A 23,756-nucleotide genomic window follows, 5' to 3' on the forward strand; every position below is an offset into this window, starting at 1 on the left:
CACAGAAGACTGGTTCCCACAGAGGACTGGGTCCCACAGAAGACTGGCTGGTTTCAAACCCTAAGCCTGGACCCGACATTGGGCTGGCTTTTGGGTTTTTTACAAGACAGTTGGCCCTACGATCACTTGCGCGCCTTGAGCACCACGAACTTTGGCGTCGCCGCGACCTGCTCCACACCGCGGAACAACCGCGACAGCTTGCTGTGATAGCCCAGGTGGCGGTTGCCGACGATGTACAGCGCGCCGCCGACCACCAGCGCCTCCCGGGCCTGCTGGAACATGCGCCAGGCGAGGAAGTCGCCGACCACTTGCTGCTGGTGGAATGGCGGGTTGCACAGCACCACATCCAGCGACTGCTTCTGCTGCCCGGCCAGGCCATCATCGGCGTGGATGTCCGCTGCGCGATCGCCCAATGCCGCCTGCCAGTTTTCCCGCGCCGATTGCACGGCCATGTACGACTCGTCCACCAGCGTGTAGTGCGCATCCGGGTTGGTCAGTGCACTGGCGATGGCCAGCACGCCATTGCCGCATCCCAGGTCTGCGACCCGGGCGCTGCCGAGGTTGCGCGGCAGGTGCGGGAGGAAGGCGCGGGTGCCGATGTCCAGGCTTTCGCGGCAGAACACGTTGGCATGGTTGACCAGCTCCAGCGCTGGGCTGTCCAGGCGGTAGCGGGTGGGGTAGGGCGAAGCTGCGACGGGGCGCTCGCCAACCGTGGCGATCAGCAGGCGGGCCTTTTTCTGCGCAAGCGACGCCTGGACCGGGCCAATGTACTGCTCCATCAGGTCGCCGGCGGCACGCGGCAGGTGCTTGATCATCGCCCCGGCGATCACTTCGGCGCCGGGTGCCAGCTTGCCCTGCAGGCGGATCAGTTGTTCCTCGAGCAGCGCGAGGGTCTTGGGTACGCGAATCAGTACGCGGTCGAACGGCCCCTGCCAATGATCGCTGGAGGGTACGAAGGGCACGCTGTCGTAAGGTTTGCCATTGCGCGCGAGGTTTTTCTCCAGGGCCAGGTGGGCCAGATAGGAGTCGCCGCTGCTGGTCACCTGCACGTGGCCGGCGAGGCTTGCCGCCAAGGCGCCGAAGCTGTCGTTGAGGATCAGCACGCGGCACGCGGCTTGAGGTGCCTGGGCTGCCAAATGGCTCAGCAGGTACTCGTCGGCAGCGTCGAAGGCTTGCAGGGGGTCGTTGTTCTGCTCCGGCTGGCGGATCAGGTCGAGTTCGGCGAAGGGGCTGGTCAGCAGGGGCATGGGGGAACGGACTCGATGCGGCTTTGCCTATGGTGGACGACCACAGACGTCAAAACGTTCGATTCTACAGGGCTTTGCCGATGACGGGCAGTGACTCTCAGATTAAACCGTGACGCACGGCAACCACGACGGCAGCGGTCTTGTTGGGCACGTTGAGCTTGGTGATCACGCTGCGGATATGAAAGTTCACGGTGCTCGGCGACAGCGAGAGAATGCAGGCGATGTCTGATGCGGTCTTGCCATCAGCGGTCCACTTGGTGACCTCCAGCTCACGGTCGGTCAAGGCTGGGGCCGGATCCATCGCCTTGCGGTGATGATTGCAGATCAATTCATGCAGCACGTTGTGCAGCCAGAACAGTTGTGCGCTCTCGGCCAGGAATTCGAGTGTCGAGATCGGGTGCCTGGGGCGGGCCACGCTGAGCTGGCTGATGTCGTGGATGTGATCGTGGAGCGATTGCGTCCACCCATGCCGCAGGCCATGACTGCAGGCGAGGCTACGGTATTCGGGGGCCTCTTTATAGAGTTCGTCTTCCCAGAGCACTGGGGCCGTGGAGCTGCGGCTGAGGGCCATGACAGGGTCTTGCTCGATGAAGTGGCGATCTGCCTGATAGTGGGCATTCCACTCCTTGGGAAAATTGTTGTACAGGATCACATGGGCACGTTGTGCAGGAACATGTAGGTGCAGCGTAAGCCCGAGGTACTCCATCCCCATCTCTTGAACGAGTGCAATGGCTTGGTCGAACATGCGTTCTGGGTGCCGCTCACCCAGCAACGCATGGAGATTTTCGGGCTTCCAATGCGACATGTTCTTGCTCCAAGTGGATCCATAATTTCACGACATCCACCCGAGTGTAGGAAAAGCTGACTAACGCGCAGGAAATTTTTCGCTATAGCCAATGCTTGAATATAGATTTTGTTGTACCTGATCTGTACGAGACCCTACAGCTCCTCGGTGTTCCTGCGCGTCACTTTGCGCCACACTTGGCGTATTCACCTTGGGAGTCCGTCATGACCGCCAGTGCCGACAAGTTCACTTCGCAAACCCTGCTCGATGTCCAACCTTTGACGCCGAACCTCTTCAGCCTGCGTGCAACGCGTGATGCGGGGTTCCGTTTTCGGGCCGGGCAGTTCGCGCGTCTGGGGGTGTCCAAGGCCGACGGCAGTGTGGTGTGGCGGGCCTATTCGATGGTCAGCGCGCCCCATGACGAGTTTCTCGACTTCTTCTCCATCGTGGTGCCGGGTGGCGAGTTCACCAGCGAATTGAGCCGGCTGGGAGAGGGCGACACACTGCTGATCGATCGTCAGGCTTTCGGCTACCTGACCCTGGATCGCTTCGTCGGTGGCCGCGACTTATGGCTGCTGGCCACAGGCACCGGTATCGCGCCCTTCGTGTCGATCCTCCAGGACTTCGAGGCCTGGGAGCGCTTCGACAACATCAAGCTGGTGTATTCGGTGCGTGAAGCCAAGGAGTTGGCGTACCTGGACCTGATCGCCGGGCTTGAGCAGCGCGACTACCTGGCCGAGTTCGCCGGCAAGCTGCAGTTCATTCCGGTGGTCACGCGTGAGGTACATCCTGGCGCCCTGAATGCGCGGATCACCACGCTGATCGAGAGCGGCGAGCTGGAGCGGGCGGCGGGCCTGGAGTTTTCGCCGGAGCATTCGCGGATCATGCTGTGCGGCAACCCCGACATGATCGACGAGACACGCAAGGTGCTGAAGGCGCGCGACCTGCAACTGAGCCTGAGCAAGCGGCCGGGGCAGGTGGCGGTGGAGAATTACTGGTAGGGCGCTTTGCGTGCGACGCTATCCGGGGCCGTATCGCGGCCCCGGTGCGTTTCGGTCACGGCTGGCGGTTCTGCGCCTTGAGCAGGTCGCGGATCTCGGTCAGCAGGGTTTCCTGTGGCGTCGGCACCGGTGGGGTGGTGGGGGCCACGGCCTCTTCGCGCTTGAGGCGGTTGATCGCTTTCACGCCCATGAAGATGGCGAACGCCACGATCACGAAGTCGATGACGGTCTGGATGAACTTGCCGTAAGCCAGCACCACCGCCGGGATATCGCCTTCGGCGGCCTTGAGGGTGATCGCCAGGTCACTGAAGTCCACACCGCCGATCAGCAGGCCTAGTGGCGGCATGATCACGTCGCCCACGAACGACGAGACGATCTTGCCGAAGGCCGCGCCGATGATGATACCAACCGCCATGTCGACGACATTTCCCTTGACCGCGAAGGCCTTGAACTCGCTGAGCACGCCCATGTTTTATTCCTTTGTAACAAATGGTGAGGTAAACGCAGTGTAAGCCACTAAAACGCTTCATGCGCTGCATTCAGGGCTACAGACTGCCATTAGAACGAATAGTTTTGTCGCACGCAGCAGCGCCCGAGGCACATCGGGCTTGGGCTATCATGGCGGTCTTTGCCCAGGAGACTGACCCGATGGCCAAGGCCAAGCGCTTGTATGGCTGCACCGAGTGCGGCGCGACCTTTCCCAAATGGGCCGGCCAGTGTGGCGAATGCGGCGCCTGGAACACCCTCGTTGAAACCATGATCGAAAGCGCCGGCGCCGCAGCGCCTTCCGGGCGTGCGGGCTGGACTGGGCAGCAGGCGCAGATCAAGACCCTGGCCGAGGTCAGCGTCGAGGAGATCCCGCGCTTCACCACCAGCAGCACCGAGCTTGACCGCGTGCTCGGCGGCGGCCTGGTCGATGGCTCGGTAGTGCTGATTGGCGGCGACCCGGGTATCGGTAAATCCACCATCCTGCTGCAGACCCTGTGCAACATCGCCACGCAGATGCCGGCGCTGTACGTCACCGGGGAAGAGTCGCAGCAGCAGGTGGCCATGCGTTCCCGGCGCCTGGGCCTGCCCCAGGACCAGCTCAAGGTGATGACCGAAACCTGCATCGAAACCATCATCGCCACGGCGCGGGTGGAAAAGCCGCGGGTGATGGTGATCGACTCGATCCAGACCATCTTCACCGAACAACTGCAGTCGGCGCCTGGTGGCGTGGCCCAAGTGCGCGAGAGCACGGCGCTGCTGGTGCGTTATGCCAAGCAAAGCGGCACGGCGATCTTCCTGGTTGGCCACGTGACCAAGGAAGGCTCGCTGGCAGGCCCGCGGGTGCTGGAGCACATGGTCGACACCGTGCTGTATTTCGAGGGTGAATCGGACGGGCGCCTGCGCCTGCTGCGGGCAGTGAAGAACCGCTTCGGTGCGGTCAACGAGCTGGGCGTGTTCGGCATGACCGATCGTGGCCTGAAGGAGGTGTCCAACCCCTCGGCGATCTTCCTCAACCGTACCCAGGAAGAGGTGCCGGGTAGCGTGGTGATGGCCACCTGGGAGGGCACCCGGCCGATGCTGGTCGAGGTCCAGGCGCTGGTCGACGACAGCCACCTGGCCAACCCGCGACGGGTCACCCTGGGCCTGGACCAGAATCGCCTGGCCATGCTGCTGGCGGTGCTGCATCGCCATGGCGGCATCCCCACCCATGACCAGGACGTGTTCCTCAACGTGGTCGGCGGGGTCAAGGTGCTGGAAACCGCATCCGACCTGGCGCTGCTGGCGGCGGTGATGTCGAGCCTGCGTAACCGGCCGTTGGCCCATGGCCTGCTGGTGTTCGGCGAGATCGGTCTTTCTGGCGAGGTGCGCCCGGTGCCCAGCGGTCAGGAGCGCCTGAAAGAAGCGGCCAAGCATGGCTTCAAGCGCGCCATCGTGCCCAAAGGCAACGCACCGAAGGAAGCCCCGCCAGGGCTGCAGGTGATTGCGGTGACGCGTCTGGAGCAGGCCTTGGACGCACTGTTCGAATGACCGACCTTCTTGCAACTGATTCTCAGTAGCGAGTAGCATTCCGCCACCTTGCGACCACCAGCTGGAGTGCGTGTGGCGGAGTCCGATCTCAAGCGCTTGTTCATCAAGCATGCGAAAACCCTGCAGGGGCTGCTGACGCGCAAGGTGCGTGATCCGCAGCTGGCTGCCGACCTGGTGCAGGAAAGTTTCCTGCGTCTGGCCGAGCAGCAGCGCCAGGAAACCATCGACAACACGCCGGGCTACCTGTACCGCACGGCGCACAACCTGATGATCGATCACCTGCGCCAGCAGCAGCGGCGCAAGACCGACCTGGTGCCCCACGAGGCCCTCGAAGGCATCGTCGAAGAGCGCCCGGGGCTTGAGGAGCAGGCTGCCCGCGAGCAGCACCTGCGCCGCGTGCAAGCCATGCTCGAAGCGCTGCCCGAGCGCACCCAGCAGGTCTTTCGTCTCAACCGCCTCGAAGGCATGACCCATGCCGAGGTCGCCCGCCACCTGGGGATTTCCGACAGCTCCGTGCAGAAGCATCTGGCCAAGGCCCTGGCCTATGTGATGCAGTGCCTGCAGGACGGCGGATGACCAACGGTTTACTGACAATTGCCCCTTCAGACGTCAGCCCAGACATAACCAGATCGCGAGAGAACCGTGTGAGCAGCGAGAACCAGCCCGAGCAAGCAATTCGCGAGCAGGCCGCCGAGTGGGTGGTGCGCGAGAGTGCCGGCCCTCTGAGCGACCAGCAGCAGCGGGCGCTGGCGCAGTGGTGCGCCGCCGATCCGCGGCATGTGCAGGCCTATGAGTTTGCCCGGGCAACCTGGGCCGATCTGGGCGCCTTGAGCGAGCTGGCGTTGCCGGTGCGTCGTGGGTTGCCGCCGACGCTTGCGCGGCCAGTGCGCCGTCGTTCGCGCTGGCGTCGGGCGATGACGGGCGTGGCGGCCATGCTGGTGGTGGCGTTCGGTGTGGCGCAGGCGCCGGAACTGCTGCTGGACTGGCGAGCCGACTATGTCACTGGCGCGGGCGAAGTGCGGCGGGTGACGCTGCCCGATGGCAGCCTGGTCGATCTGGACAGCCGCAGCGCCATTGCCCTGGCCTTCGACCATGGCGAGCGACGTGTGCGCTTGCTGGCGGGCGAGGCGGTGTTCAGTGCGGCGCCGGTGACGGAGCGCGAGCGGCGGCCGTTCGTGGTCGAATATGCCGGAGCGACCACCCGCGCGCTGGGCACACGCTTCGTGGTCGGGCAGGCGGGCGAGGGTGGCTGGGTCGGGATGCTCGAGCATCGCGTTGCCGTCGACTTGCTGAGCCCGCCACAGCGGGGGCGCGCCGACCAGGTAGTGGAGCAGGGGCAGAGCGTGCGCTATGACCAGGCCGCTGGTGTGCGGCCCTGGCCGGAGCAGAACCTGCAACGGGCCACCGACTGGGAGCGCGGGGTGCTGGTGTTCGAGCGCCAGCCGTTGGCCGAGGTAGTGGCGCGGCTCAACCGCTATCGCCCAGGCAGGTTGATGGTGGTGGATTCGCAGCTCGCGCAGCGCGAGGTGAGCGGGGTGTTTCGCCTTGATCAGCTGGCGGCGGTTGGCGGGGTGCTGAGCGATGAACTGCAGGCGCGGCGGGTCGAGCTGCCTGGGTTGACCTTGATCTACTGACCTTTGCTCGGTGGTGTTCTTTTCGCGGGCAAGCCCGCTCCTACAGGTACTCCACAGTCTTCCGAGCCGCAGGGCCTGTAGGAGCGGGCTTGCCCGCGAAAAGGTCACCGCCAAAAGTAGATTCGATCCACTAGCGCAGCATCCAAGCAACCCGCCAGCTCGATGACAAAGCCTGGCTTGTATCCAGATGTAAACCGCGGCGCGTGTCTGTTTCAGATCAATGCCGTACGCTTGCAGACAACCCACCGCCCCCCAATCCAGCCACACTGTCATCCTGCCCGCACCCGGTACCCGCCATGAGCCTGCTCAGACAAGCCCTGAACGATCAATCCTTCGTCTGCATCATGGAGTTCGTCCCCAAGCCTTCTGCCCAGCGCTTCGCTGCACTGGAGTGCATCATGGCGCGTGCGCAGTTGTGCGGCTGGCCACTGGCGGTGTCCATCGCCGACCGGGTCGGCAGTGCGCTCGACATGTCGCCGCTCGACGCCTGCCGCAGCTTCAACACACCGGTCCCGACCCTGTTGCATTTCTCAGGCAAGGATCGCGAGCGCCAGGACCTGCTCGCCCAGCTGTCACACATGGACGCCGCAGGCCTGGACCAGCTCCTGCTGCTGACCGGCGACCGCCTGCCCGGCCACACGCCAGGCCAGCGTCCGGTGCGTTACCTCGAATCTGTCGCGGCCCTGCAGATCGTGCGCCAGGCGCGCCCCGACTGGCTGCTCGGCGCGGCACTGAATCCGTTCAAGTACCGCGAGGAAGAAGGCGGCGCACAATACTTCAAGGCCGAAAAGAAGCTCGCCGCCGGCGTCGACTTCTTCATCCTGCAACTGGGCTTCGACTTCCAGAAATACCGCGAGGCCATGCACTGGATGCAGCGCCAGCCCAGGCCTCGGCCCATGCTCGCCTGCATCATGGGGCTCACCGAAGGTCGCGCCGGGATGCTCGAGCATGTGGCGGGGGTCACCGTAAGCCCCGCGATGCGTGCGCTGCTCGCCGCCGAGGCGGCAGTGTCCAAGGCCCACGCCCGGCAGCGTGCCACGGAGCGCCTGGCCCTGCAGATCATCGGCCTGCGCCTGCTGGGCTACGCCGGGATCGACCTCTCCGGCGTGCACGAACTCGAACAGTTTCTCGAACTGGAACAAGCTCTGGAAGACTGGCTGCCACGCATCAACAGCCTCGAGCAATGGCGCAGCGCCTGGGACGCCGCCTGGCAGATGCCCGGCGTGGCGCCGGTCACTTTCCACCCACCCGGGCATCACTGGCAGCAAGGCCAGCGCCAGGTCCAGGCGTCGTTTACGGAAAAGGCCCGCTACCATTTGCTGTCGGCCATGCACCACCAGTTGTTCAGCCGCGAAACGCTGTTGAGCAAGGCATTCGGCTGGAGCGTGCGCCGGTCGCTGTGGTCGACCCCAGCCGCGGCGCGCGTTCTGCACCGAGTGGAGCGCGGCCTCAAGCGGCCGGTGGTCGGTTGCGATACTTGCGGTCAATGCCGGCTCGAAGACACCTTGTACATCTGCCCGGAAACCTGCCCCAAGGGCCTGGCCAACGGGCCCTGCGGCGGGACGCAACTGAACCGCTGCGAGTTCGGCGACCGGGAATGCATCCACAGCCGCAAATACCGCACGGCGGTGTCGGTCGGGCAGACAGACGTACTCAGGGACAAGCTGATCCCCTGCGTCGAGGTGGGTGGGCGCCAGCAGAGCTCCTGGCCGCGCTGGTTCGCCGAGCCAACCCCAGTACAACCCGCAGCGCGCGCCAAGCGCCCGCAACCCGAGGCCGCGGACCTGTAGGAGCGACCCGGCAAGCCCTGGTACAGGGGGCCCGACAGCCTCTATCCTGAGCGGCCATCGCCCTACACTCGCCCACAGGACCGCCGCGTGACCCGAGCGCAACTTGAAACCCAGCAGATCCCCCTCTACTTCGCCGCCGTGGTCCTGGCCATCGCCACAGGCCTGTTCGCTCCCGACACCGCCAGCCACCTGCAAGCGCTGGTGACTCCGGCGATTGCCGTGCTGATGTACGCGATGTTCCTGCAGATCCCCTTTCTCGACCTGCGTCAGGGGCTGGGCAACCGCCGCTTCATGGGCGCGCTGTTGCTTGCCAACTTCGTGCTGGTACCGCTGCTGGTGTGGGCGGCCACGCGCGGTCTGGTCGAGCACCCGGCGATCCTGATCGGTGCACTGCTGGTACTGCTGACGCCCTGCATCGACTACGTGGTGGTGTTCACCCACATCGGCAAAGGCGACTCGCGCCTGACCCTCGCCGCCACGCCGATGCTGTTACTGGCGCAACTGGCCCTGCTGCCGCTGTACCTGACCCTGATGCTCGGCGCGCAAAACCCGGTGGCACTCTCCATCGCGCCGTTCGTGGAAGCCTTCGTGCTGCTGATCGTGCTACCGATGCTGCTGGCCGTGTTCACCAGCGTCGGTGCACGCCGCTCGCAGGCCATCGCCCGCTGGAACGACGCCTGGGCGTGGATGCCGGTGCCGGCCATGGCCCTGGTGCTGATTGCCGTGATCGGCTCGCAGATCGCCGTGGTGCTGGGCGACTTCCAGCGCCTGTTGCCGGTGATTCCGGTGTATGTCGGGTTCGCGCTGCTGGCACCGCTGCTGGGGCTGCTCTCGGCGCGGCTGTTCCGGCTGCAGGCGCGCGAAGCGCGCTCGGTGACGTTCAGCGCCGCGACCCGCAATTCGCTGGTGGTACTGCCGCTGGCGCTGGCCTTGCCGGAAGAGTTGCGGGTGCTGGCGGCAGCGGCGGTGATAACCCAGACACTGGTAGAACTGGTGAGCGAACTGATCTACGTGCGGGTGGTGCCGGCAGTGGTACGAAGCTGACAGGCGCCATCCCAACTCACAGGATCACGAACCCCACCTCGATATTGCCCCGCGTCGCCTTGGAGTAAGGGCAGATCTGGTGCGCCTCGGCCACCATCTTCTGCTTGTCTTCCAGGGCTAGCCCGGGCAAGTGCACGGTCAACTGAGCGGCCAGCGCAAAGCCGCCATCGGCGGTATTGCCCAGCGCCACATCAGCCTCCACCGCCACGCCCTCGGGCAGGCGGATGTCGAACTTCTGCCCCGCACGACGCAGTGCGCCGATGAAGCAGGCCGACCAGCCGATGGCAAACAATTGCTCGGGGTTGGTGCCTGGACGTCCGGAGCCTGGCGGGCTCAACGGCAGGTCCAGCGCACCATCACTGGAGCGACCGCGGCCGTCGCGGCCTCCGGTGGTGTGAGTACGGGCGGTGTAGAGGGTGGTTGTCAAAGGGGTGATCACGGTGCATCTCCTTCTTGCCGATCAGGATGTTTCGCACAGCCCTCCCCGACCAAGGGTGCGGGAAGGGCGCGGATGGCCGTTACTGCTTGGCCTGGCTCAGGCGGCTGTACAGGTCGGACGGGAACGGTTTGCCGTTGGCGTCGAACTGATGCTTGCGGAACTGATACACCTCCGCCTCGGACAGGTAACCATCGTGGTTGGCGTCGATCGCATCGAACTCGGCGTTGGCCTTCGGTGCCACGGCCAGCAGCTCGGCACGCGAAACGCGGCCATCGTGGTCGGTGTCGGTGCGGGCGAAGGAGGCATCGCCACACTTGCCTTCACCACACTTGCCCTCCGCCCCGGTGGCTTTCGCCTGGCCACCGCACTTGCCCTCGCCACACTTGCCTTCGGCCTTGGTGGCCTTGCCCTCGGCACCGCACTTGCCTTCCCCACACTTGCCTTCGGCCTGGGTGGCCTTGCCCTTGGCGCCGCACTTGCCTTCCCCGCACTTGCCTTCCGGGGCCTTGTCGTTGGCCGCGAGCTGGTAGCCCTGCGGCAGTGCTTCAACGGCGAACGCGGAGCTGGTGACGTTGATACCGCCTGCCAGGGCGATGGCGAACAGGCCGATGCGAGCCTTGCTGGAAATCGGGGTATGGGACATGGCATTTCTCCGGATGTCAGTGCGGTCGTTCCGCTGGGTTCATTGCCCCTAGGGCGAGAGAGCCGATGAACCGGGGCGCCTGGCCCCGTTCGTTCGGGTGGAGCCATTTGAACGTCAGCGTGTATCGGGGGCGTATCCGGGGAGGGAGGGATTTGTATGCAAGTACGCAGGATCAGGGATGAGATACAGGGCGATACAATCGCGGGACGTGCGCTGACACCGGATTCAGCGCACGTATCTGTGGGAGCGGGCTTGTCCCGCGATTGGGCCGCAAAGCGGCCCCGGCGATCTCAGCCGTCGAAACTCACCGCCCGCACCGGCGCGGTATTGACCTTCAGCTCGAACACATCCGGCCGCGCATAATGGCCCACCACATCGAAGTCGAGATTGCCCTGGCTCAACTGGCTCATGTCCAGATCCGCGTACAACTCGGTCTCGCAATCGAACACCGGCCCGGCCAGTACCTCGCCCAAGGGGCTGACGATCATGCTCCCCCCGCGCATCACGTAGTCGTCGTCGGCGAAATCCAGCCCGAACGCCTCGCGGTGCTGCTGCGGATACTCGCCCAGGCGAATCGCCTGGCAGGCCGAGAGCACGAACACCCGGCCCTCCAGCGCCACATGCACCATGGAGCTGGCCCACGACGGTCGATCGTCGGCAGTCGGTGCGCAGTACAGTTGCACCCCTTGCGCATACATGGCCTGGCGCAGCGCCGGCATGTAGTTCTCCCAGCAGATCACGCTGCCGAGCACACCGAAGTCGGTCTGCACCGGCTCAATGGTCGAGCCATCGCCGAAGCCCCAGATCAGGCGCTCCTGCCCGGTCGGCATGAGCTTGCGGTGATAACCGGCAATGCCCCGGCCCGGCGCGAGGGTGACAGCGGTGCAATACAGGGTGCGGCCATGACGCTCGATGATGCCGACCACCGCGGTCACCCCCGTCTGCTCGACGCTTTCGGCAAAGGCCGCAAGCTCCGGGCCGTCCAGGGCCACCGCACCCTCGACGTAGCGCTGGTACAGCGCGCGCCCGGCAGCACTGCGATTGCCCACCACACTGCCGAACGCCGCGCCCTTGGGATAACCGCCGATGAACGCTTCGGGGAACACCGCAAGTTGTGCGCCCTGCTCCGCCACCCGCCGCAGGATGCCGGCGGCCTTCTCGACACTGGCCATCGCGTCATAAGGAACGGAAGCGGCCTGGATGATTGCTACACGGGTCATGATGACTCCTGTCTGTGGTTAGAAACGGCTGATGTCGTTGTCACGGGTTTCCGGCAAGGTCTTGCACAGCACCAGCAGGCACAGCAGCGAGACCCCGGCGAGGTAGGCAGCGGGCAGGTTGGCGTCACCGGTCATGCGGATCAGCGCCGCGGCGATGAACGGCCCCGGGCCTGCCAGGATCGCCAGCGCCAGGTTGTGCCCCAGCGCTGCGCCGGTGGAGCGGATCGAGGCCGGGAAGACCTCCACCAGCAGCACCACGTCCATCACTGCCGTGACCGCCACCAGCACCCCCAGGATGATCAAGCCGAGCAGGATCGCCGCGCTGTTGCCGCTGTTGATCAACAGGAAAATCGGAAACGCCAGCACCGTCAGCGCCGCGGCAGCACCCAGCAACAGTTTGCGCCGGCCGATGCGGTCACTGAGCCGGCCGATCAGCGGGTTGACGATCACGTACACCACCAGCGCGATGCTGCACAGCCACAGCGCCGTGCTGCGCGGCAGCCCCACGGTGGTGACCAGGTGGTTGTTGGCGTAGGTGACGAAGTAATAAAGCGACACCCCGAACAGCGCCGAAAAGGCAAAGGTGGTGATGAACGCCCGGCGCCGCACCGCCTTGCTCGGGGCCTGCGCCGAATCGCGCTGGCGCACCATCTCTTCGTACACCGGGGTATCGCCCAGCTTGCGGCGAATGAAGATGGCGATGCCGGTCATGACGATCGAGGCCACGAACGGCAGGCGCCAGCCCCAGGCCGTCAGTTGCGCGTCGCTGAGCGTGGTGGTGATGGTCGCGGCGACGAAGGTGCCGAACAGGAACGCCAGCCCGGCAGTCCCGGTGATCACGCTGGCCGCCGTGGCGCGGCGATTCGCCGGCGCACTCTCGACAATATAGATGCCTGCGCTCGACCACTCGCCGCCAACCATCATCCCCTGCACGAAGCGCATGGCGATCAACAGCACGGGCGCTGCGATACCAATCGCCTCGTAGGTGGGTAACAACCCGATGATCGTGGTACACACCCCCATGCCGAACACCGTGATGATCAGCACCGCCCGGCGGCCGAAACGGTCACCGATCGGCCCCAGGATCAGCGCCCCGAACGGCCGCGAGAGAAAGCCCACGGCGAATACCGCCAGCGACGACAGCAGCGACACGCCAGGCGCGCTGGACGGGAAGAACAGCATCCCGATCACCGCCGCGAAATAGCCGTAAACGGCGAAGTCGAACCACTCCATGAAGTTGCCGATCCCTACCGCGATGGCGCGCTTGCGGATATCCACCTGCCCACCCCTGGTATGGGTATTGCTTTCACCCACGCTATGCGAAATCGTGCCCACCGGATCCACCTATGTGTTGTTATCTGTTGTGGGCACCAGACTAGAAACACCACCGACCACGGGGCAAACGATTAGGAAATATGAGCCGGATTAACGTACGTAATATTTCTCGGATCGACCTGAACCTGCTGCTGACCTTTCACTGCCTGATGACCGAACGCAGCGCCACCCGCGCCTCAGCCATGCTGCACGTGACCCAGGGCGCAGTGAGCTCGGCCTTGCGCCGCCTGCGCGAGCACTTCGGCGACGAGCTGTTCATCCGCACCGCCTCGGGCATGCAACCCACGCGCAAGGCCATGGAGCTGGCGCCGAAGATCACCGAAGCCCTGACCTCCATATCCGGCCTGTTGGGCACAGAACCCGACTTTTCGCCGCACAATTCCAGCTATGTCTTCAATATCGGCCTGTCTGACGATATCGAGGCCTGCCTTGCGCCGCGCATCGTCAACGCCGCAGCGGCCGAAGGCCTGGGCGTGACCTTCGCCTTCCACCAGAGCAACAGCTCGCTGTGGAAACAGTCGCTGCAAGACCCCGACATGGACCTGGTGATCTGTGCCGAACCCAAGGACTTCAACACCAGCTATTCCTCGCAGGTGCTGTTTTCCTCGTCCTACGCCTGCCTCTACCGTCCACGCAATGGAGCGGCGAACGACCCCATCGCCCTGGAAGACTATTTCGCCGCCAATCACGTGCGGATTTCCTACGATGGCCGCCGCGGCTTCATCGACGACATGTTCGAGGCGGCAGGCTATGCGCGGCATGTCACCGCCTCGTTCACCCATTTCAGCGGTGCACTGAGCACCTTGATGAACAGCGAAGTGATCGCCACGATCCCCAGCTTCGCCGCCGAGAGCTATGCGGCGATGACCGACCTGACCGTGAGCCCGGTGCCCTTCCCGGTGCCGTCGTTCCGCTGTTTCATGGTCTGGGACATTGCCCGGCACAACAAACCGCATCATGAATGGCTGCGGCAGTTCATCGGCAACCTGGCCCAGGTGGTGAGGTAGCCTCCGGACCGACTGTGCCTACGAAACTAGGGCCCACGCGCATGACGAGTTCATGCCCATGGTGCCCGGGCAAGGGATGCTGCGCTTCAAGGACGAACAGACTGACCGCACCACCTCAAACCGGTAGTGCTTACAGAAGATGATGAAACTTCGCTGGCAACAGTCCGCGTCGTTGCGACGTGTCCCACGACCAGGGGCAAAGCTCGCGGCCGCGCTCTCCCACAATCATATCGGAACGGTCCGACATACCCGCCAATAGCGCCTTCTTATGCTCGCGAGTCCCTCAATCGCGGGCTAGCGGCTGACCCAACGGTCTCTCCTGACGCCCTGCTCAGGACCCGTCATGCCTCGCCCGCCCATCACGGAATTAGGTGGCAACCCGTTCAAGCCTTTCGCCCGAGCGCGGATCGAAAGCTCGATCGATCTTCCCAAACTGTATGCCGCAATCGACCGCGATCCCGCCATCGTTGGGGCGGGGGTGGTTTATGTCGATACTCATTACAACGCGATTACCTTGCGGGCGTTTCAGCCTGTTTGCAGTGTGCTGCCGAAGAGGGTGGTGTTGCAGGAGCTGCCTAGGCCGGTTACGGCTGAGCAGTATCTTGAGCAGCAGGTGAAGGATCCGCGGCAGTCCAGGTTGATTTCGGATCTCTGGAATACTGGGGTGGCGTGTACGGGATTTATCGGCGGGTTGCTGTTGATAGTGAATGGAGGTGTTTTGACTGCTATCACCGGTGGCCCTGGGATTGCTATCAGCATTGCTGGTTACGGAGCTTTATTGGCATCTGCCGCCCAGTGTGCGATTGGAGTGCGCCGTGTTCACTTGGAGCTTCACGCCCCGGAAAGCAATGATGAACTCGATAATCAAACTTGGTTCAAGATTGTTGCACCGCTGCTAGACATCATCTCTTTGCTCGGAATCGCCAGCGCCTCTCTGAACACGATCAAATATCTCCAGATGCGCAAAAGCCTGACAGGTGCAGGATGGTTCTCGTTGAGTAGAACACTGAGTCGCCAGCAACGCAGCACGCTGATGAGAGAAATCCTCTCGATCAAACACCCGTCGCTGACGAGTAAACAACTAAAACTCAAACAACGTCTCGGTACCCTTCCCAAACGCTTTATGCCCGCACAAATCAGGAAATCGACCATTGCACTTATCAGTGAGTCCATCCTTAGCGGCATCGGCATCATCGGGAACGGGATGGTCCAGAACCTTGCTGTAATGCTGATAGAGGAAATCAGCGAATGATGTTTCTTACCTTTTGTTTAGGCACCTTTCTCAAACGATTTTTCCCGATCCTTGCGCTGGCAATGTTGCTGGCAATTATCGCCATCTCTACGGGAGCAGGCGCCATAGCAGATGTCTACTTTCGCAAGCATCCAAACTACCTTGAGTACTCCTTTACTCTGCTGATGTTGGGCACGACCGTGCTGGGGTGCGCTCAGTACTCGGTAATCCGTGGCAGAGGAAAATTCACATGGTGGATTGTAGGGGTATTGGTGATATGTCTTGCAGCCAACTGCATAAGCTACTTCAAGCCTGGATTAGAGTTGTTTTCGTTGGTGGGCATGCTCTCGGCCACCTCGGCCCTCGCCTGCTACAACAGCCGCCGCTACCGCCAAATGTGCAAAAGACTTCAAGTGATCCGGCGAATGCGCGAGGAATGGATCGCCTATGAAAAGCTCCGTCGGTAGCTCAAGCCCAGTCGGTGTGGGAGCGGCCTCGTGCCGCGAAAGGGCCGCAAAGCGGCCCCGGCAGTCGAGGGCCAACAACACCTCCAACAGCTACACGGCCTCCCCCGCCAAATCAATCAACCTCCCACACTCCTCCGCCGTCATCCGACCGATGATGCGGATGGCCTGGTGAATCCCCGCCGCACCTCGACCGCTCAACTGCGGGTTGTGCTCACACTCAAGCAGTTCATCGTATTGAGCCAGTGCCTCGCCCAGGAGTTCGAGGGTCCAGGCATAGGATTGGATTGTGGAAAGGCGCTCGTGGTCAGTCATGGGACACCTGCCTCAGTTCGCGGGTGGGCTGACTGTGGACAGGGAAAAAGCGATGGGGTCGAGATACCGGCGCTGATGAGCAGCGGCGGAGAGCGGATGCGAGGATCCTGTAAGGGGTAGCGATAAGCATGCATGAGATCCTTTTCAGTTGAAGCACCACGTCAATCGTCGCCAAACGATTGGGTGGCAGCTGTACGCAGGTTGGCGAACCGAGGAAAAGGAACCCGGCAGACCCGAGGGTCTCCCACGCACAGCCGCCATTGCACGAAACTGCGGACACAAAAAAAGCGCCTGCAATCGTGATCGGGGCGCCGATGCGCCTTTTCGTACGGGTCGCCAAACCCGGTCGCGGAGGTTGCCGCGACTGGAGGGAATTTATGCCTAACGGGGCATCAGTGCAAGGCGCGGCGAAGCCCGAAGAAGCCGTGAACCGCATTTTGGGAACAGTCCGACATACGCCCAGGGCCGGCGACCCTGCTCTGTTAACCCTCAACTAATCCGCCTGTAGAACACTGGGTGCAACTCGGCGCTCGCGGCGCCGCAAGCCCCCTCACTACAGACAGGTAACTTGAAAATGAAAGCGTTAGTGGCATTGGTGTTTGGCGGCCTTTGCAGCACGGCAATGGCCAATGAAGTGGCGCAGGATTTCAAGCAGCCGCCGGTTGAACGGTACAACTACTCGCAGCACCTGGACATCGCCCGAGTGATCTCCGTGAGCGAAGTGCCCGACGTGCGCGAATTGGTACCCGCGCGCATGATCTACGAAGACTCCAAAGGCCAACGGCATACGCTTGAATACACAGCGATGGGGAAAGGTTTGACTGACGACTGAGGCTCTGGAGTGTTGCTTAATCCGTGAGGGAATGTTCGGCAGTGCCGGCAGTTCAATAGGGCAAGTGGATGATGAAAGTGGTGCCATAGATTGGGTCGGACGTGACGGTAGCCCAGCCTCCATGGGCTTCGGCGATCTGCTTGACGATAAACAAACCAAGCCCGAGCGAACGCAGCGTATCTTGCCGGTCGCTACCACGCGTCATCGGCTCGAATAACTTGGGCAGCAATTCCTCGGCGATGGCAGGGCCGTGGTTGTGAACGCTCAAAACCACACCGTTGCCGCAGAACTCAGTAGTGAGCGTGATGGGATAGCGAAGGTCGCCATATGCCGCACTGTTGGCGACCAGGTTACCGATCATCTGATGCAACCTGTCCTGGTCCACCTCGAATGTCCCTTGCCCCCGAGACAAATGACGAATGCTTGCGTTGCCAAAAACAATCCTGAGCTCACTCACGGATTGGTCCATGGCCTTCAGAAGATCAACTTGTTGGCGACGGATACCGATGCCCTGACCGAGTTTGATCGAAGCGAAATCCAAAAGATCGACGATCATGCGCTGCGCTCTTTCGGCAGAAGTGCCAATGCTGCCCAGCAGGCGACGCCCCCGGTCGGATTGGACATCGCGTGCAAGCAGCTCAGTAGCCATCTTGATGGCCGTCATCGGATTCTTCAGGTCATGGCTAGCCACAGCGACCATTCGTTCGGCGAGCAGTGCCCGATGCTGCACATCTTCATAGGCTGCGGCCAACTCGACTTGGGCGCGTTGCAAAGCTGATTCGGCGGCGGCCTTCTGTGCCAGCAGTTCCTCGGCGCGCTGCATTGCCAAGAATACCCCCCGCTCATTGCGGTCTCGCTGGCTAATGCCGAACAACGCCAACTGGTAGACGACCCCGTCGTCACTTGCCTGCCGGACACCATTGAGCAACATGGCAACGGCTGTTCCATTGCGATGTTGCAGGTCGACCTTAACCTCCGCAACAGAGCCCTGCATGTCCATCAATGGCTTCCAGTGTGTGCTTTGGAACACACGCCCCGCCACCGTCAGCAACTGCTCGAAACTGCACGCGTGCATCAGCGTCGAGTCGTATCCCAGCCAATCGCAGAACGTTTGGTTGGCGCGGATGATGGTGCCATCCGCGGCCATGACAACCAGTCCGCACGGGGCGTTCTCGAAATACGCTGCTGTGAGCAACTGCGCGGTGTCATCCATCACTGAACCCACGTTCTACGAAGAAAGCATCCATTGCAGCCGTGCATGCACTGGGCGCGCTCAGCTGCGGGAAATGGCCGATATTGTTGATGATGCTCAACGTACTGTCGGGCAGCACCTGGTGCAGATAATCGCCAACTTCCATTGGCACGACCACATCGCCGGGACATTGCAGGATCAAGGTGGGTGTCGACAGCCCGCAAATGTCCTGCCGGTGATCGGACAGGAAGATCACACGGGCAAAATGCCTGGCGATAAAGGCGTTGGTGCGAGCAAAGTTTTCCAGCAGCTCTTCGTGAAGCCCCCGCTGCCCCGGTGCCCCCATCAAGACAGGCGCCATGGTCCCGGCCCAGCCGAGATAATTGTCGTCGATGGTGGCCAGCATTTGCAGCACTTCATCCGGCGAGAATCCGCCGGTGTAGTCACCCTTGTCTACGTAGCAAGGCGAACCGCCGATCATCACCAGCGCAGCAATCCGCTCTGGCGACTGCACAGTGGCCAAGGCGCAGATCATCGAGCTGACCGAGTGCCCCACCAGGATCACGGGACCTTTCGCAAACGCGTTGATGATCTCGTTAAGATCCGCTGCGTGCCCCCACAGCGACGCGTGCCTGCCATGATCGTACGCCTCAAGCTCAGACTGCCCAGCGCCGGTCAGATCATAGGTAACAACGCGGAAGCTCTTGGAGAAATGCGGCACCAGCAACCGCCACATGCTCTGGTCACAGCCAAACCCATGCGCCAGGATCAAGGTTACCCCTCCGTCCCCAACAATATGGACGTTGTTACGCTTCTGCAGGGTCATAAAAATCCTGGTGTAATTGGCTATTAGTAGCGCCCGACTGCCCGATCTTCCGAAAGATTAGGTGAGTCATGGGACAAGCGGGGTGCGACTGTGATTCCGCAGCAGTCGAAAGTAACTGTTGTACCAGAACAGGCACACGTGGGCACCATACGCGATACGCCTGGACATAGCCCGCGGATTATTGAACGAGGCGCCGTTCGAGCTGATTTCGGCACGGGCGGGCTAAGGTGTAGGCCAGATTCAAGTGCTCGACCTGCTTGCTGATCGAGCACAGATCCGATCTACAGGTTACAGCGCTAAGCCCCATATGGACAGGACGTGGCTGTAGGCGTTGTAAGCGGAAGCGTTAGCCGCCATGAGGGTATCGCGGGCCAGACACTTTCGAGGTGAACTCTCGATGTGTTCCGCAACAATCATTTGTCTCTCTTCGCTGTTATAGCCTGCTCTATCAGCGGGCTGTCATAGCCAGTAACCGAACTTGCAGCCATTGGGACGGGCTCTTGCCAGAACGGTGTCTTTCCGTCCTGACTGTCGAACCTGTGGCGGGCCTCGCGGATCTGCTCCACGTTTTCAACCACCCACGTCCAAATAGGCGACATGCGGACAAGCAGCTGCATCCCCAGCGCAGTCAGGTCATATTCAACACGGGGCGGAATCTCTTGGAACTCGTGGCGGCTGACCAAACCATCTCGCTCAAGTGATCGCAGTGTCTTGGTCAGCATGCGCTGTGTAATGCCACGCAACTGCCGTTTGATATCGGCGTGGCGCATCGTGCCGTAGACACCTAGCGCATGCAGAATGCCCAGAGACCAGCGACTGCCCGCATGTGCAAGTACCTCACGCCTGACCCCATCGTCATCCTCTCTAAGCGTCTGGCAGATGGCTTGCGCCTGCCTCAAAGCTTCATGATCGGCCATGCTTCCCCCTGGTATCACGCGTGTGCCTTCTTACGAGCGCTGCATAGTCGTGCAAGCATTTGTCCATCTTACAGGCGACTTCAACCAGGACAAATCATGACCCATTCCACCCAGCCAACCCCTCAATCGATCCTCGTATTAGGCGCAGGAGAGCTTGGGCTGCCCGTGCTTCGCAACCTTGCTCGGGTTGCAGAACGAGCCCCTGGCTCAACGGTCAGCGTGCTGCTGCGCGAATCCACCATCAACACCCAAGTCCCGGCGAAAAAGGCCGAAATCGATGAACTTCGTAGCCTCGGCATTCAGATGGTCGCTGCCGATCTGGTGAGCGACTCCATCGACCAGCTTGCGGCGGTATTCGCTCAATTCGATACCGTCATTGGCTGCGCAGGGATGGTTGCAGGCCGAGAAACTCCGATGAAGCTTGCCACTGCGGCTCTGAAGTCCGGCGTCAAGCGATACTTCCCGTGGCAGTTCGGCGTGGATTTTGAGGTGATTGGACGCGGAAGCCCGCAGGACCTTTTCGATGCCCAGCTTGACGTTCGCGAGTTGCTGAGGGCTCAAGACAAGACTGAGTGGGTCATCATCTCGACGGGCATGTTCACCAGCTTCATGTTTGAGCCCATTTTTGAAGTGGTGGACTTCGAGAATGACACGGTGAACGCGCTGGGCGGGCTGGATAACAGCGTCACACTGACCACACCCGATGACATCGGGGCGCTGACAGCAGAGATCGTTTTCTTCGAGCCCCGCTTGCGCAACGAAATCGTGTATCTCTCGGGCGACACGGTTACTTACGATGAAGTTGCCGGGTTGCTCGAACGTGTCCTTGGACGACCTTTCAAACGTAACGAATGGACGGTTCCGTATCTGATGGACGAACTGGAAAAAGACCCGACTCATCACATCAAGAAGTATCGGGCCGTGTTTGCCCAGGGCCGAGGCGTGGCCTGGCCGAAAGCGGGCACCTTTAATGAACAGCAGGCGATTCACGTCACGACCGCCGAGCAGTGGGCTCGCGCCAACCTTCAAGGGAGGTAAGTGCTGGTAGAGGGTGGGGAAGTTCGGAGATGCGCCTGGGGGGAAAGGGGTGGGACTGGTGCGGAGACAGACGGACGGTTGTTGGCCGTGAGGGCCCGGCTTCAACGGGGCTGGAATTTTGTGGATTTTTGATGTACCTCATAGGGTGTCTATAAACAAATCAGCTAGTTATGGCTTTCGGTGGAATCAAATCAGGGCTTGTGACGATCCAGTGAGAGCTGAGCTCACCCTCTTCAAATGCTAGGTGAGGAACGGCAGAAAATGGCCAGAAGCGGACATGGGTGTCTACAAAAGTCATGCCTAACGCGCCCTATCTGGCATCACCGGGCGGCACAAGCCTAATAGCAAGACTCCCCTCCACCAATACCCCAGTGGCAACATTCAGCGCCTGCGCTGCTCTCAAAACAGTTCAGGAATGATGCAGGTTGGACTGGCACTCGCTCAGAACTTGCGCGAATAGCCATGGGACCGAGCATTCGCCTCATTTGCGAATGCCAGGCCCAGGACAGATTTACTTGCTCATAGCCTGGTAGTGTTCAGCATATCCACACTCCTCAAAAATCAGCCTGAGGCCGTCTTTGAACACGTCATGATCAAATTCCTTTATGTCAAAAATATTCTGGCCCAAGGAATGAGACTCTCGGTTCATATACCTGTAGAACGTCGTAAATTTATCCGTCGACAAGGCTGGCTTCTGGAAAACGTTGTTAAAATCCTTCTTCTGAACAAAATTGAAGAAATACTCGACAATATTCCGCATACAGTTCGCAATCAGCGCAGGTGGTGAGGCTTGATCCTTTATGATTGACCAGTACGATTGATAATCGTTCTGAATTTCCTCGTACTTCATCGGAATCACGGAGCTTCCATTCGTATTTTTGAAGACCCTAAAGAGATGTTGAGTTTTCGCACGATTCTCCTTATTGGTATGCGTTAACTCATAGAAGAAATACAAGCTGTGAGTCAATACGAAGACTTGCTTGTAGAGATTATCGCTAATAAAGTACTTTTTAATCAACTGACCGATATTGAACACATAGAGATGAGAAAGACTGGAAATTGGGTCATCAATTACTACGACTTTGGCTTGAGGCACCGCTTCAGCTGTCTTCTGCCCTTTGCAAAGTTCCATAAAGTATAGAAAGCTAATGACCGTTTTCTCGCCCTCGCTCAGCGAGTGAAACGCATTCGCCTGATCAATTGTCCTTGAAACCCGATAGAAATCATCCCCGTATGGCACGACAGAAAAGCCATCAATGCCAATCTCTACTAACCCAGCATTGATGTTCTCAATCGACTCTTCAATATTGACCGTTTGCTTCCTAAGAGTGGCAAGATTACTATTAGTCAGCGCCACATCTGAATTTATCTTAATGCCATCTTGACGGATTTCTTTTGCCTTGACGCTAAGTTCAGAAGCTGCCTGCGAATAAGCAGAAATTGTTTGGTCATAATCCCATCGCATCAGAGCCCAAAAACGCGAGCTGATGTCATCCAGAGTCTTTTTCTTGTTCGCCAGTTTGACGTTATGGGCATCGATCAGTTCGTTCAGACCGCCGATCAATTCATTGATCGTGTTGACGGTAGACTGAGTATCCGTGAGAGCAACCGGCGTGCTTGGACTTTTGAGCTTATTGTCGATGAGAAGAACGTTTTCGCGGATTGACGCCTTCAGAGCTTCGCATGCGATGCTCCAAGCGTCCACAAGCTCTTTGCTGGCAAGCGGAAAGTTTGAAATATCCTGAAGGTTCAGGCTGGAGGTCAGCGATTCATATCGTGTCTTGTATGACTCCAGCTGATTAACATCCAGTTCATAGGCCTCATCGAATACTTGTCTGATCGAGTCTATGACTTTTTGAGTAATCGTCTCCTGCTGACAAAATGGGCAGGTTTGACGATCCTGATCATCTTCAATGTACCGAAGCCCTTGCTTTACCCAGTCCGAGTTTCCGGCCTTGGATATGAACTGAGCAACTGAACCCTCCTGACTACCAACGATGATCTTGGACCAGAGCGAATCCTCTTCAATTCCAAACCAGCCAGCCGAAAGTAGTGGGATTTTTGCGAACGGAGCTGCACCCTCACCCTCGATTGACGAGGCCTCGGCCTTCAAATCATCGGCCGTATAACCAGGTGCGGCCTCCGGTAACGGCAGACCAATAATATGCTGAAATAGAGGTTCCGTCTTTTTCAAACCATCCAAACAGAATTCCAGAACACGGTCACCACCTGCGAAATTCGTTTTAATTTCCCAGACTTTTTTGCTCGCTTTGGATTTTTCTTGTTCGAGTGCAGTGGAATTTTGAGTCGCAAGATCTGAGTTGGCCTGCTGAGCAGCCAGATGCTTCTCCAGCTCTTTGGTTTCAACTTCGATTTGCTGGAGTGCAACCTTGTTTTCTTTCGAGAGGGTGAAAATGCCTCTTAAATTATCCTCCTCGTAAAAGTAGTCATTCAGGAAGCTTTGGTTGTAGACCAAAATTTCACATGGCTGGCTAGTTTTCAGGCTGCATTTAGCGAACCGAGGATCAGTTTGATTGTACAAATACTCAGAGATGGTGCTCTTTCCTGCACCGTTCAGCCCATAAATCAGGGACGTTTTGTTGGTAGGTGAGAGGGTAGATTTGGATTTGTAGCTAGTAACGCCATCAATGTTCAATTCCGTGATCACAACCTGACTCCTGAGTGTTAAGTGGCTTTGCGCCATCTCTGTCGGCGACCACGAGCATAGGCGAGCACAGAAACGCCTGCCACATCGACCTTAGGCGAGTGGTATCAAAGCAC

Annotated in this window: 23 protein-coding genes; 11 read left to right on the forward strand and 12 right to left on the reverse strand. The window is 60.4% G+C overall.

Features of this window, described 5'->3' with window-relative positions:
- Nucleotides 1–122: 122 nt before the first annotated feature.
- Nucleotides 123–1,247, reverse strand: a complete 1,125-nt coding sequence (locus tag HU729_RS11140) for a methyltransferase (protein ID WP_186709991.1) — start codon at nucleotides 1,245–1,247, stop codon at nucleotides 123–125.
- 97 nt (nucleotides 1,248–1,344) lie between these two features.
- Nucleotides 1,345–2,052 carry an autoinducer binding domain-containing protein gene (locus HU729_RS11145; RefSeq protein ID WP_186709993.1) on the reverse strand — a complete coding sequence of 236 codons (708 nt, stop codon included), beginning with the start codon at nucleotides 2,050–2,052 and terminating at the stop codon, nucleotides 1,345–1,347.
- A 203-nt stretch (nucleotides 2,053–2,255) separates the two neighbouring features.
- On the opposite strand from HU729_RS11145, the gene HU729_RS11150 reads away from it, so the two are divergent.
- Nucleotides 2,256–3,032 carry a ferredoxin--NADP reductase gene (locus HU729_RS11150; RefSeq protein ID WP_186709995.1) on the forward strand — a complete coding sequence of 259 codons (777 nt, stop codon included), beginning with the start codon at nucleotides 2,256–2,258 and terminating at the stop codon, nucleotides 3,030–3,032.
- Nucleotides 3,033–3,087: 55 nt separating this feature from the next.
- Here HU729_RS11150 and mscL read toward each other — a convergent pair whose 3' ends face one another.
- Nucleotides 3,088–3,501 (reverse strand): large-conductance mechanosensitive channel protein MscL, encoded by a 414-nt coding sequence (gene mscL, locus HU729_RS11155; RefSeq protein ID WP_054894040.1) that lies wholly within the window; start codon nucleotides 3,499–3,501, stop codon nucleotides 3,088–3,090.
- Nucleotides 3,502–3,680: 179 nt separating this feature from the next.
- Between mscL and radA the strand changes: the two genes are divergently transcribed.
- The 5 genes from radA (at nucleotide 3,681) to HU729_RS11180 (ending at nucleotide 9,516) form a co-directional block, all read left to right on the forward strand.
- Nucleotides 3,681–5,048 carry a DNA repair protein RadA gene (gene radA, locus HU729_RS11160; protein WP_186710007.1) on the forward strand — a complete coding sequence of 456 codons (1,368 nt, stop codon included), beginning with the start codon at nucleotides 3,681–3,683 and terminating at the stop codon, nucleotides 5,046–5,048.
- 72 nt (nucleotides 5,049–5,120) lie between these two features.
- On the forward strand, nucleotides 5,121–5,624 hold the full coding sequence (locus HU729_RS11165; protein WP_186668387.1) for an RNA polymerase sigma factor: 504 nt from the start codon (nucleotides 5,121–5,123) through the stop codon (nucleotides 5,622–5,624).
- 68 nt (nucleotides 5,625–5,692) lie between these two features.
- Nucleotides 5,693–6,682: a FecR family protein gene (locus tag HU729_RS11170; RefSeq protein ID WP_186668385.1), complete on the forward strand. Its 990-nt coding sequence runs from the start codon at nucleotides 5,693–5,695 to the stop codon at nucleotides 6,680–6,682.
- A gap of 296 nt (nucleotides 6,683–6,978) precedes the next feature.
- Nucleotides 6,979–8,472, forward strand: coding sequence for a methylenetetrahydrofolate reductase C-terminal domain-containing protein (locus HU729_RS11175; protein ID WP_186710016.1), 1,494 nt, complete (start codon nucleotides 6,979–6,981; stop codon nucleotides 8,470–8,472).
- 87 nt (nucleotides 8,473–8,559) lie between these two features.
- The gene (locus HU729_RS11180; RefSeq protein WP_186710018.1) at nucleotides 8,560–9,516 is read left to right on the forward strand and encodes an arsenic resistance protein; all 957 of its coding nucleotides are present in this window, start codon (nucleotides 8,560–8,562) and stop codon (nucleotides 9,514–9,516) included.
- A 16-nt stretch (nucleotides 9,517–9,532) separates the two neighbouring features.
- On the opposite strand, the gene HU729_RS11185 is transcribed toward HU729_RS11180, so the two are convergent.
- From HU729_RS11185 to HU729_RS11200, 4 genes are all read right to left on the reverse strand, one after another.
- Complete coding sequence (locus HU729_RS11185) at nucleotides 9,533–9,955, reverse strand: organic hydroperoxide resistance protein (RefSeq protein WP_346655296.1); 423 nt, start codon at nucleotides 9,953–9,955, stop codon at nucleotides 9,533–9,535.
- A gap of 79 nt (nucleotides 9,956–10,034) precedes the next feature.
- Nucleotides 10,035–10,598, reverse strand: a complete 564-nt coding sequence (locus HU729_RS11190; RefSeq protein ID WP_186667696.1) for a hypothetical protein — start codon at nucleotides 10,596–10,598, stop codon at nucleotides 10,035–10,037.
- Between the two features lie 290 nt (nucleotides 10,599–10,888).
- Entirely contained in the window at nucleotides 10,889–11,818 is a 930-nt protein-coding gene (locus HU729_RS11195; protein ID WP_186710020.1) for a carbon-nitrogen hydrolase family protein, read from the reverse strand.
- Nucleotides 11,819–11,836: 18 nt separating this feature from the next.
- The gene (locus HU729_RS11200; RefSeq protein WP_256216730.1) at nucleotides 11,837–13,096 is read right to left on the reverse strand and encodes an MFS transporter; all 1,260 of its coding nucleotides are present in this window, start codon (nucleotides 13,094–13,096) and stop codon (nucleotides 11,837–11,839) included.
- A gap of 137 nt (nucleotides 13,097–13,233) precedes the next feature.
- On the opposite strand from HU729_RS11200, the gene HU729_RS11205 reads away from it, so the two are divergent.
- The 3 genes from HU729_RS11205 to HU729_RS11215 all read left to right on the forward strand — a co-directional run bounded on the left by HU729_RS11205 (nucleotide 13,234) and on the right by HU729_RS11215 (nucleotide 15,858).
- A complete protein-coding gene (locus HU729_RS11205) occupies nucleotides 13,234–14,160 on the forward strand; it encodes a LysR family transcriptional regulator (protein ID WP_186667695.1) in 927 nt (308 codons plus the stop codon).
- Between the two features lie 343 nt (nucleotides 14,161–14,503).
- Nucleotides 14,504–15,412, forward strand: a complete 909-nt coding sequence (locus HU729_RS11210) for an NAD synthetase (protein ID WP_186710022.1) — start codon at nucleotides 14,504–14,506, stop codon at nucleotides 15,410–15,412.
- On the forward strand, nucleotides 15,409–15,858 hold the full coding sequence (locus HU729_RS11215; protein ID WP_186710024.1) for a hypothetical protein: 450 nt from the start codon (nucleotides 15,409–15,411) through the stop codon (nucleotides 15,856–15,858). Before HU729_RS11210 ends, HU729_RS11215 begins: the two co-directional genes overlap by 4 nt.
- 90 nt (nucleotides 15,859–15,948) lie before the next feature.
- On the opposite strand, the gene HU729_RS11220 is transcribed toward HU729_RS11215, so the two are convergent.
- On the reverse strand, nucleotides 15,949–16,170 hold the full coding sequence (locus HU729_RS11220) for a hypothetical protein (RefSeq protein ID WP_186667693.1): 222 nt from the start codon (nucleotides 16,168–16,170) through the stop codon (nucleotides 15,949–15,951).
- 574 nt (nucleotides 16,171–16,744) lie between these two features.
- Here HU729_RS11220 and HU729_RS11225 point away from each other — a divergent pair.
- Nucleotides 16,745–17,002: a DUF2790 domain-containing protein gene (locus HU729_RS11225; RefSeq protein WP_063543005.1), complete on the forward strand. Its 258-nt coding sequence runs from the start codon at nucleotides 16,745–16,747 to the stop codon at nucleotides 17,000–17,002.
- Between the two features lie 52 nt (nucleotides 17,003–17,054).
- Here the strand turns inward: HU729_RS11225 and HU729_RS11230 are convergent, their stop codons facing one another.
- The 3 genes from HU729_RS11230 to HU729_RS11240 form a co-directional block, all read right to left on the reverse strand.
- On the reverse strand, nucleotides 17,055–18,215 hold the full coding sequence (locus HU729_RS11230; RefSeq protein WP_186667692.1) for a PAS domain-containing sensor histidine kinase: 1,161 nt from the start codon (nucleotides 18,213–18,215) through the stop codon (nucleotides 17,055–17,057).
- Nucleotides 18,208–19,020, reverse strand: a complete 813-nt coding sequence (locus HU729_RS11235) for an alpha/beta hydrolase (RefSeq protein WP_186710026.1) — start codon at nucleotides 19,018–19,020, stop codon at nucleotides 18,208–18,210. Before HU729_RS11235 ends, HU729_RS11230 begins: the two co-directional genes overlap by 8 nt.
- Nucleotides 19,021–19,433: 413 nt before the next feature.
- Complete coding sequence (locus HU729_RS11240) at nucleotides 19,434–19,937, reverse strand: helix-turn-helix domain-containing protein (RefSeq protein WP_186710027.1); 504 nt, start codon at nucleotides 19,935–19,937, stop codon at nucleotides 19,434–19,436.
- Between the two features lie 96 nt (nucleotides 19,938–20,033).
- Between HU729_RS11240 and HU729_RS11245 the strand changes: the two genes are divergently transcribed.
- A complete protein-coding gene (locus HU729_RS11245) occupies nucleotides 20,034–20,975 on the forward strand; it encodes an aromatic alcohol reductase (protein WP_186710029.1) in 942 nt (313 codons plus the stop codon).
- A 511-nt stretch (nucleotides 20,976–21,486) separates the two neighbouring features.
- Here the strand turns inward: HU729_RS11245 and HU729_RS11250 are convergent.
- Nucleotides 21,487–23,643 carry an AAA family ATPase gene (locus tag HU729_RS11250; protein ID WP_186710037.1) on the reverse strand — a complete coding sequence of 719 codons (2,157 nt, stop codon included), beginning with the start codon at nucleotides 23,641–23,643 and terminating at the stop codon, nucleotides 21,487–21,489.
- Between the last annotated feature and the right edge of the window lie 113 nt (nucleotides 23,644–23,756).

Source organism: Pseudomonas sp. RW10S2 (assembly GCF_014268985.1).
Classification (GTDB): domain Bacteria; phylum Pseudomonadota; class Gammaproteobacteria; order Pseudomonadales; family Pseudomonadaceae; genus Aquipseudomonas; species Aquipseudomonas wayambapalatensis.

Excerpts from the sequence above, each read along its gene's own strand:
- HU729_RS11215 (WP_186710024.1), top strand. The coding sequence starts at position 15,409 with ATGATGTTTCTTACCTTTTGTTTAGGCACCTTTCTCAAACGATTTTTC.
- HU729_RS11240 (WP_186710027.1), bottom strand. The coding sequence starts at position 19,937 with ATGGCCGATCATGAAGCTTTGAGGCAGGCGCAAGCCATCTGCCAGACG.
- HU729_RS11150 (WP_186709995.1), top strand. The coding sequence starts at position 2,256 with ATGACCGCCAGTGCCGACAAGTTCACTTCGCAAACCCTGCTCGATGTC.
- HU729_RS11230 (WP_186667692.1), bottom strand. The coding sequence starts at position 18,215 with ATGGATGACACCGCGCAGTTGCTCACAGCAGCGTATTTCGAGAACGCC.
- HU729_RS11145 (WP_186709993.1), bottom strand. The coding sequence starts at position 2,052 with ATGTCGCATTGGAAGCCCGAAAATCTCCATGCGTTGCTGGGTGAGCGG.
- HU729_RS11175 (WP_186710016.1), top strand. The coding sequence starts at position 6,979 with ATGAGCCTGCTCAGACAAGCCCTGAACGATCAATCCTTCGTCTGCATC.
- HU729_RS11225 (WP_063543005.1), top strand. The coding sequence starts at position 16,745 with ATGAAAGCGTTAGTGGCATTGGTGTTTGGCGGCCTTTGCAGCACGGCA.
- HU729_RS11205 (WP_186667695.1), top strand. The coding sequence starts at position 13,234 with ATGAGCCGGATTAACGTACGTAATATTTCTCGGATCGACCTGAACCTG.
- HU729_RS11245 (WP_186710029.1), top strand. The coding sequence starts at position 20,034 with ATGACCCATTCCACCCAGCCAACCCCTCAATCGATCCTCGTATTAGGC.
- HU729_RS11190 (WP_186667696.1), bottom strand. The coding sequence starts at position 10,598 with ATGTCCCATACCCCGATTTCCAGCAAGGCTCGCATCGGCCTGTTCGCC.
- HU729_RS11195 (WP_186710020.1), bottom strand. The coding sequence starts at position 11,818 with ATGACCCGTGTAGCAATCATCCAGGCCGCTTCCGTTCCTTATGACGCG.
- HU729_RS11235 (WP_186710026.1), bottom strand. The coding sequence starts at position 19,020 with ATGACCCTGCAGAAGCGTAACAACGTCCATATTGTTGGGGACGGAGGG.
- radA (WP_186710007.1), top strand. The coding sequence starts at position 3,681 with ATGGCCAAGGCCAAGCGCTTGTATGGCTGCACCGAGTGCGGCGCGACC.
- HU729_RS11210 (WP_186710022.1), top strand. The coding sequence starts at position 14,504 with ATGCCTCGCCCGCCCATCACGGAATTAGGTGGCAACCCGTTCAAGCCT.
- mscL (WP_054894040.1), bottom strand. The coding sequence starts at position 3,501 with ATGGGCGTGCTCAGCGAGTTCAAGGCCTTCGCGGTCAAGGGAAATGTC.
- HU729_RS11220 (WP_186667693.1), bottom strand. The coding sequence starts at position 16,170 with ATGACTGACCACGAGCGCCTTTCCACAATCCAATCCTATGCCTGGACC.
- HU729_RS11140 (WP_186709991.1), bottom strand. The coding sequence starts at position 1,247 with ATGCCCCTGCTGACCAGCCCCTTCGCCGAACTCGACCTGATCCGCCAG.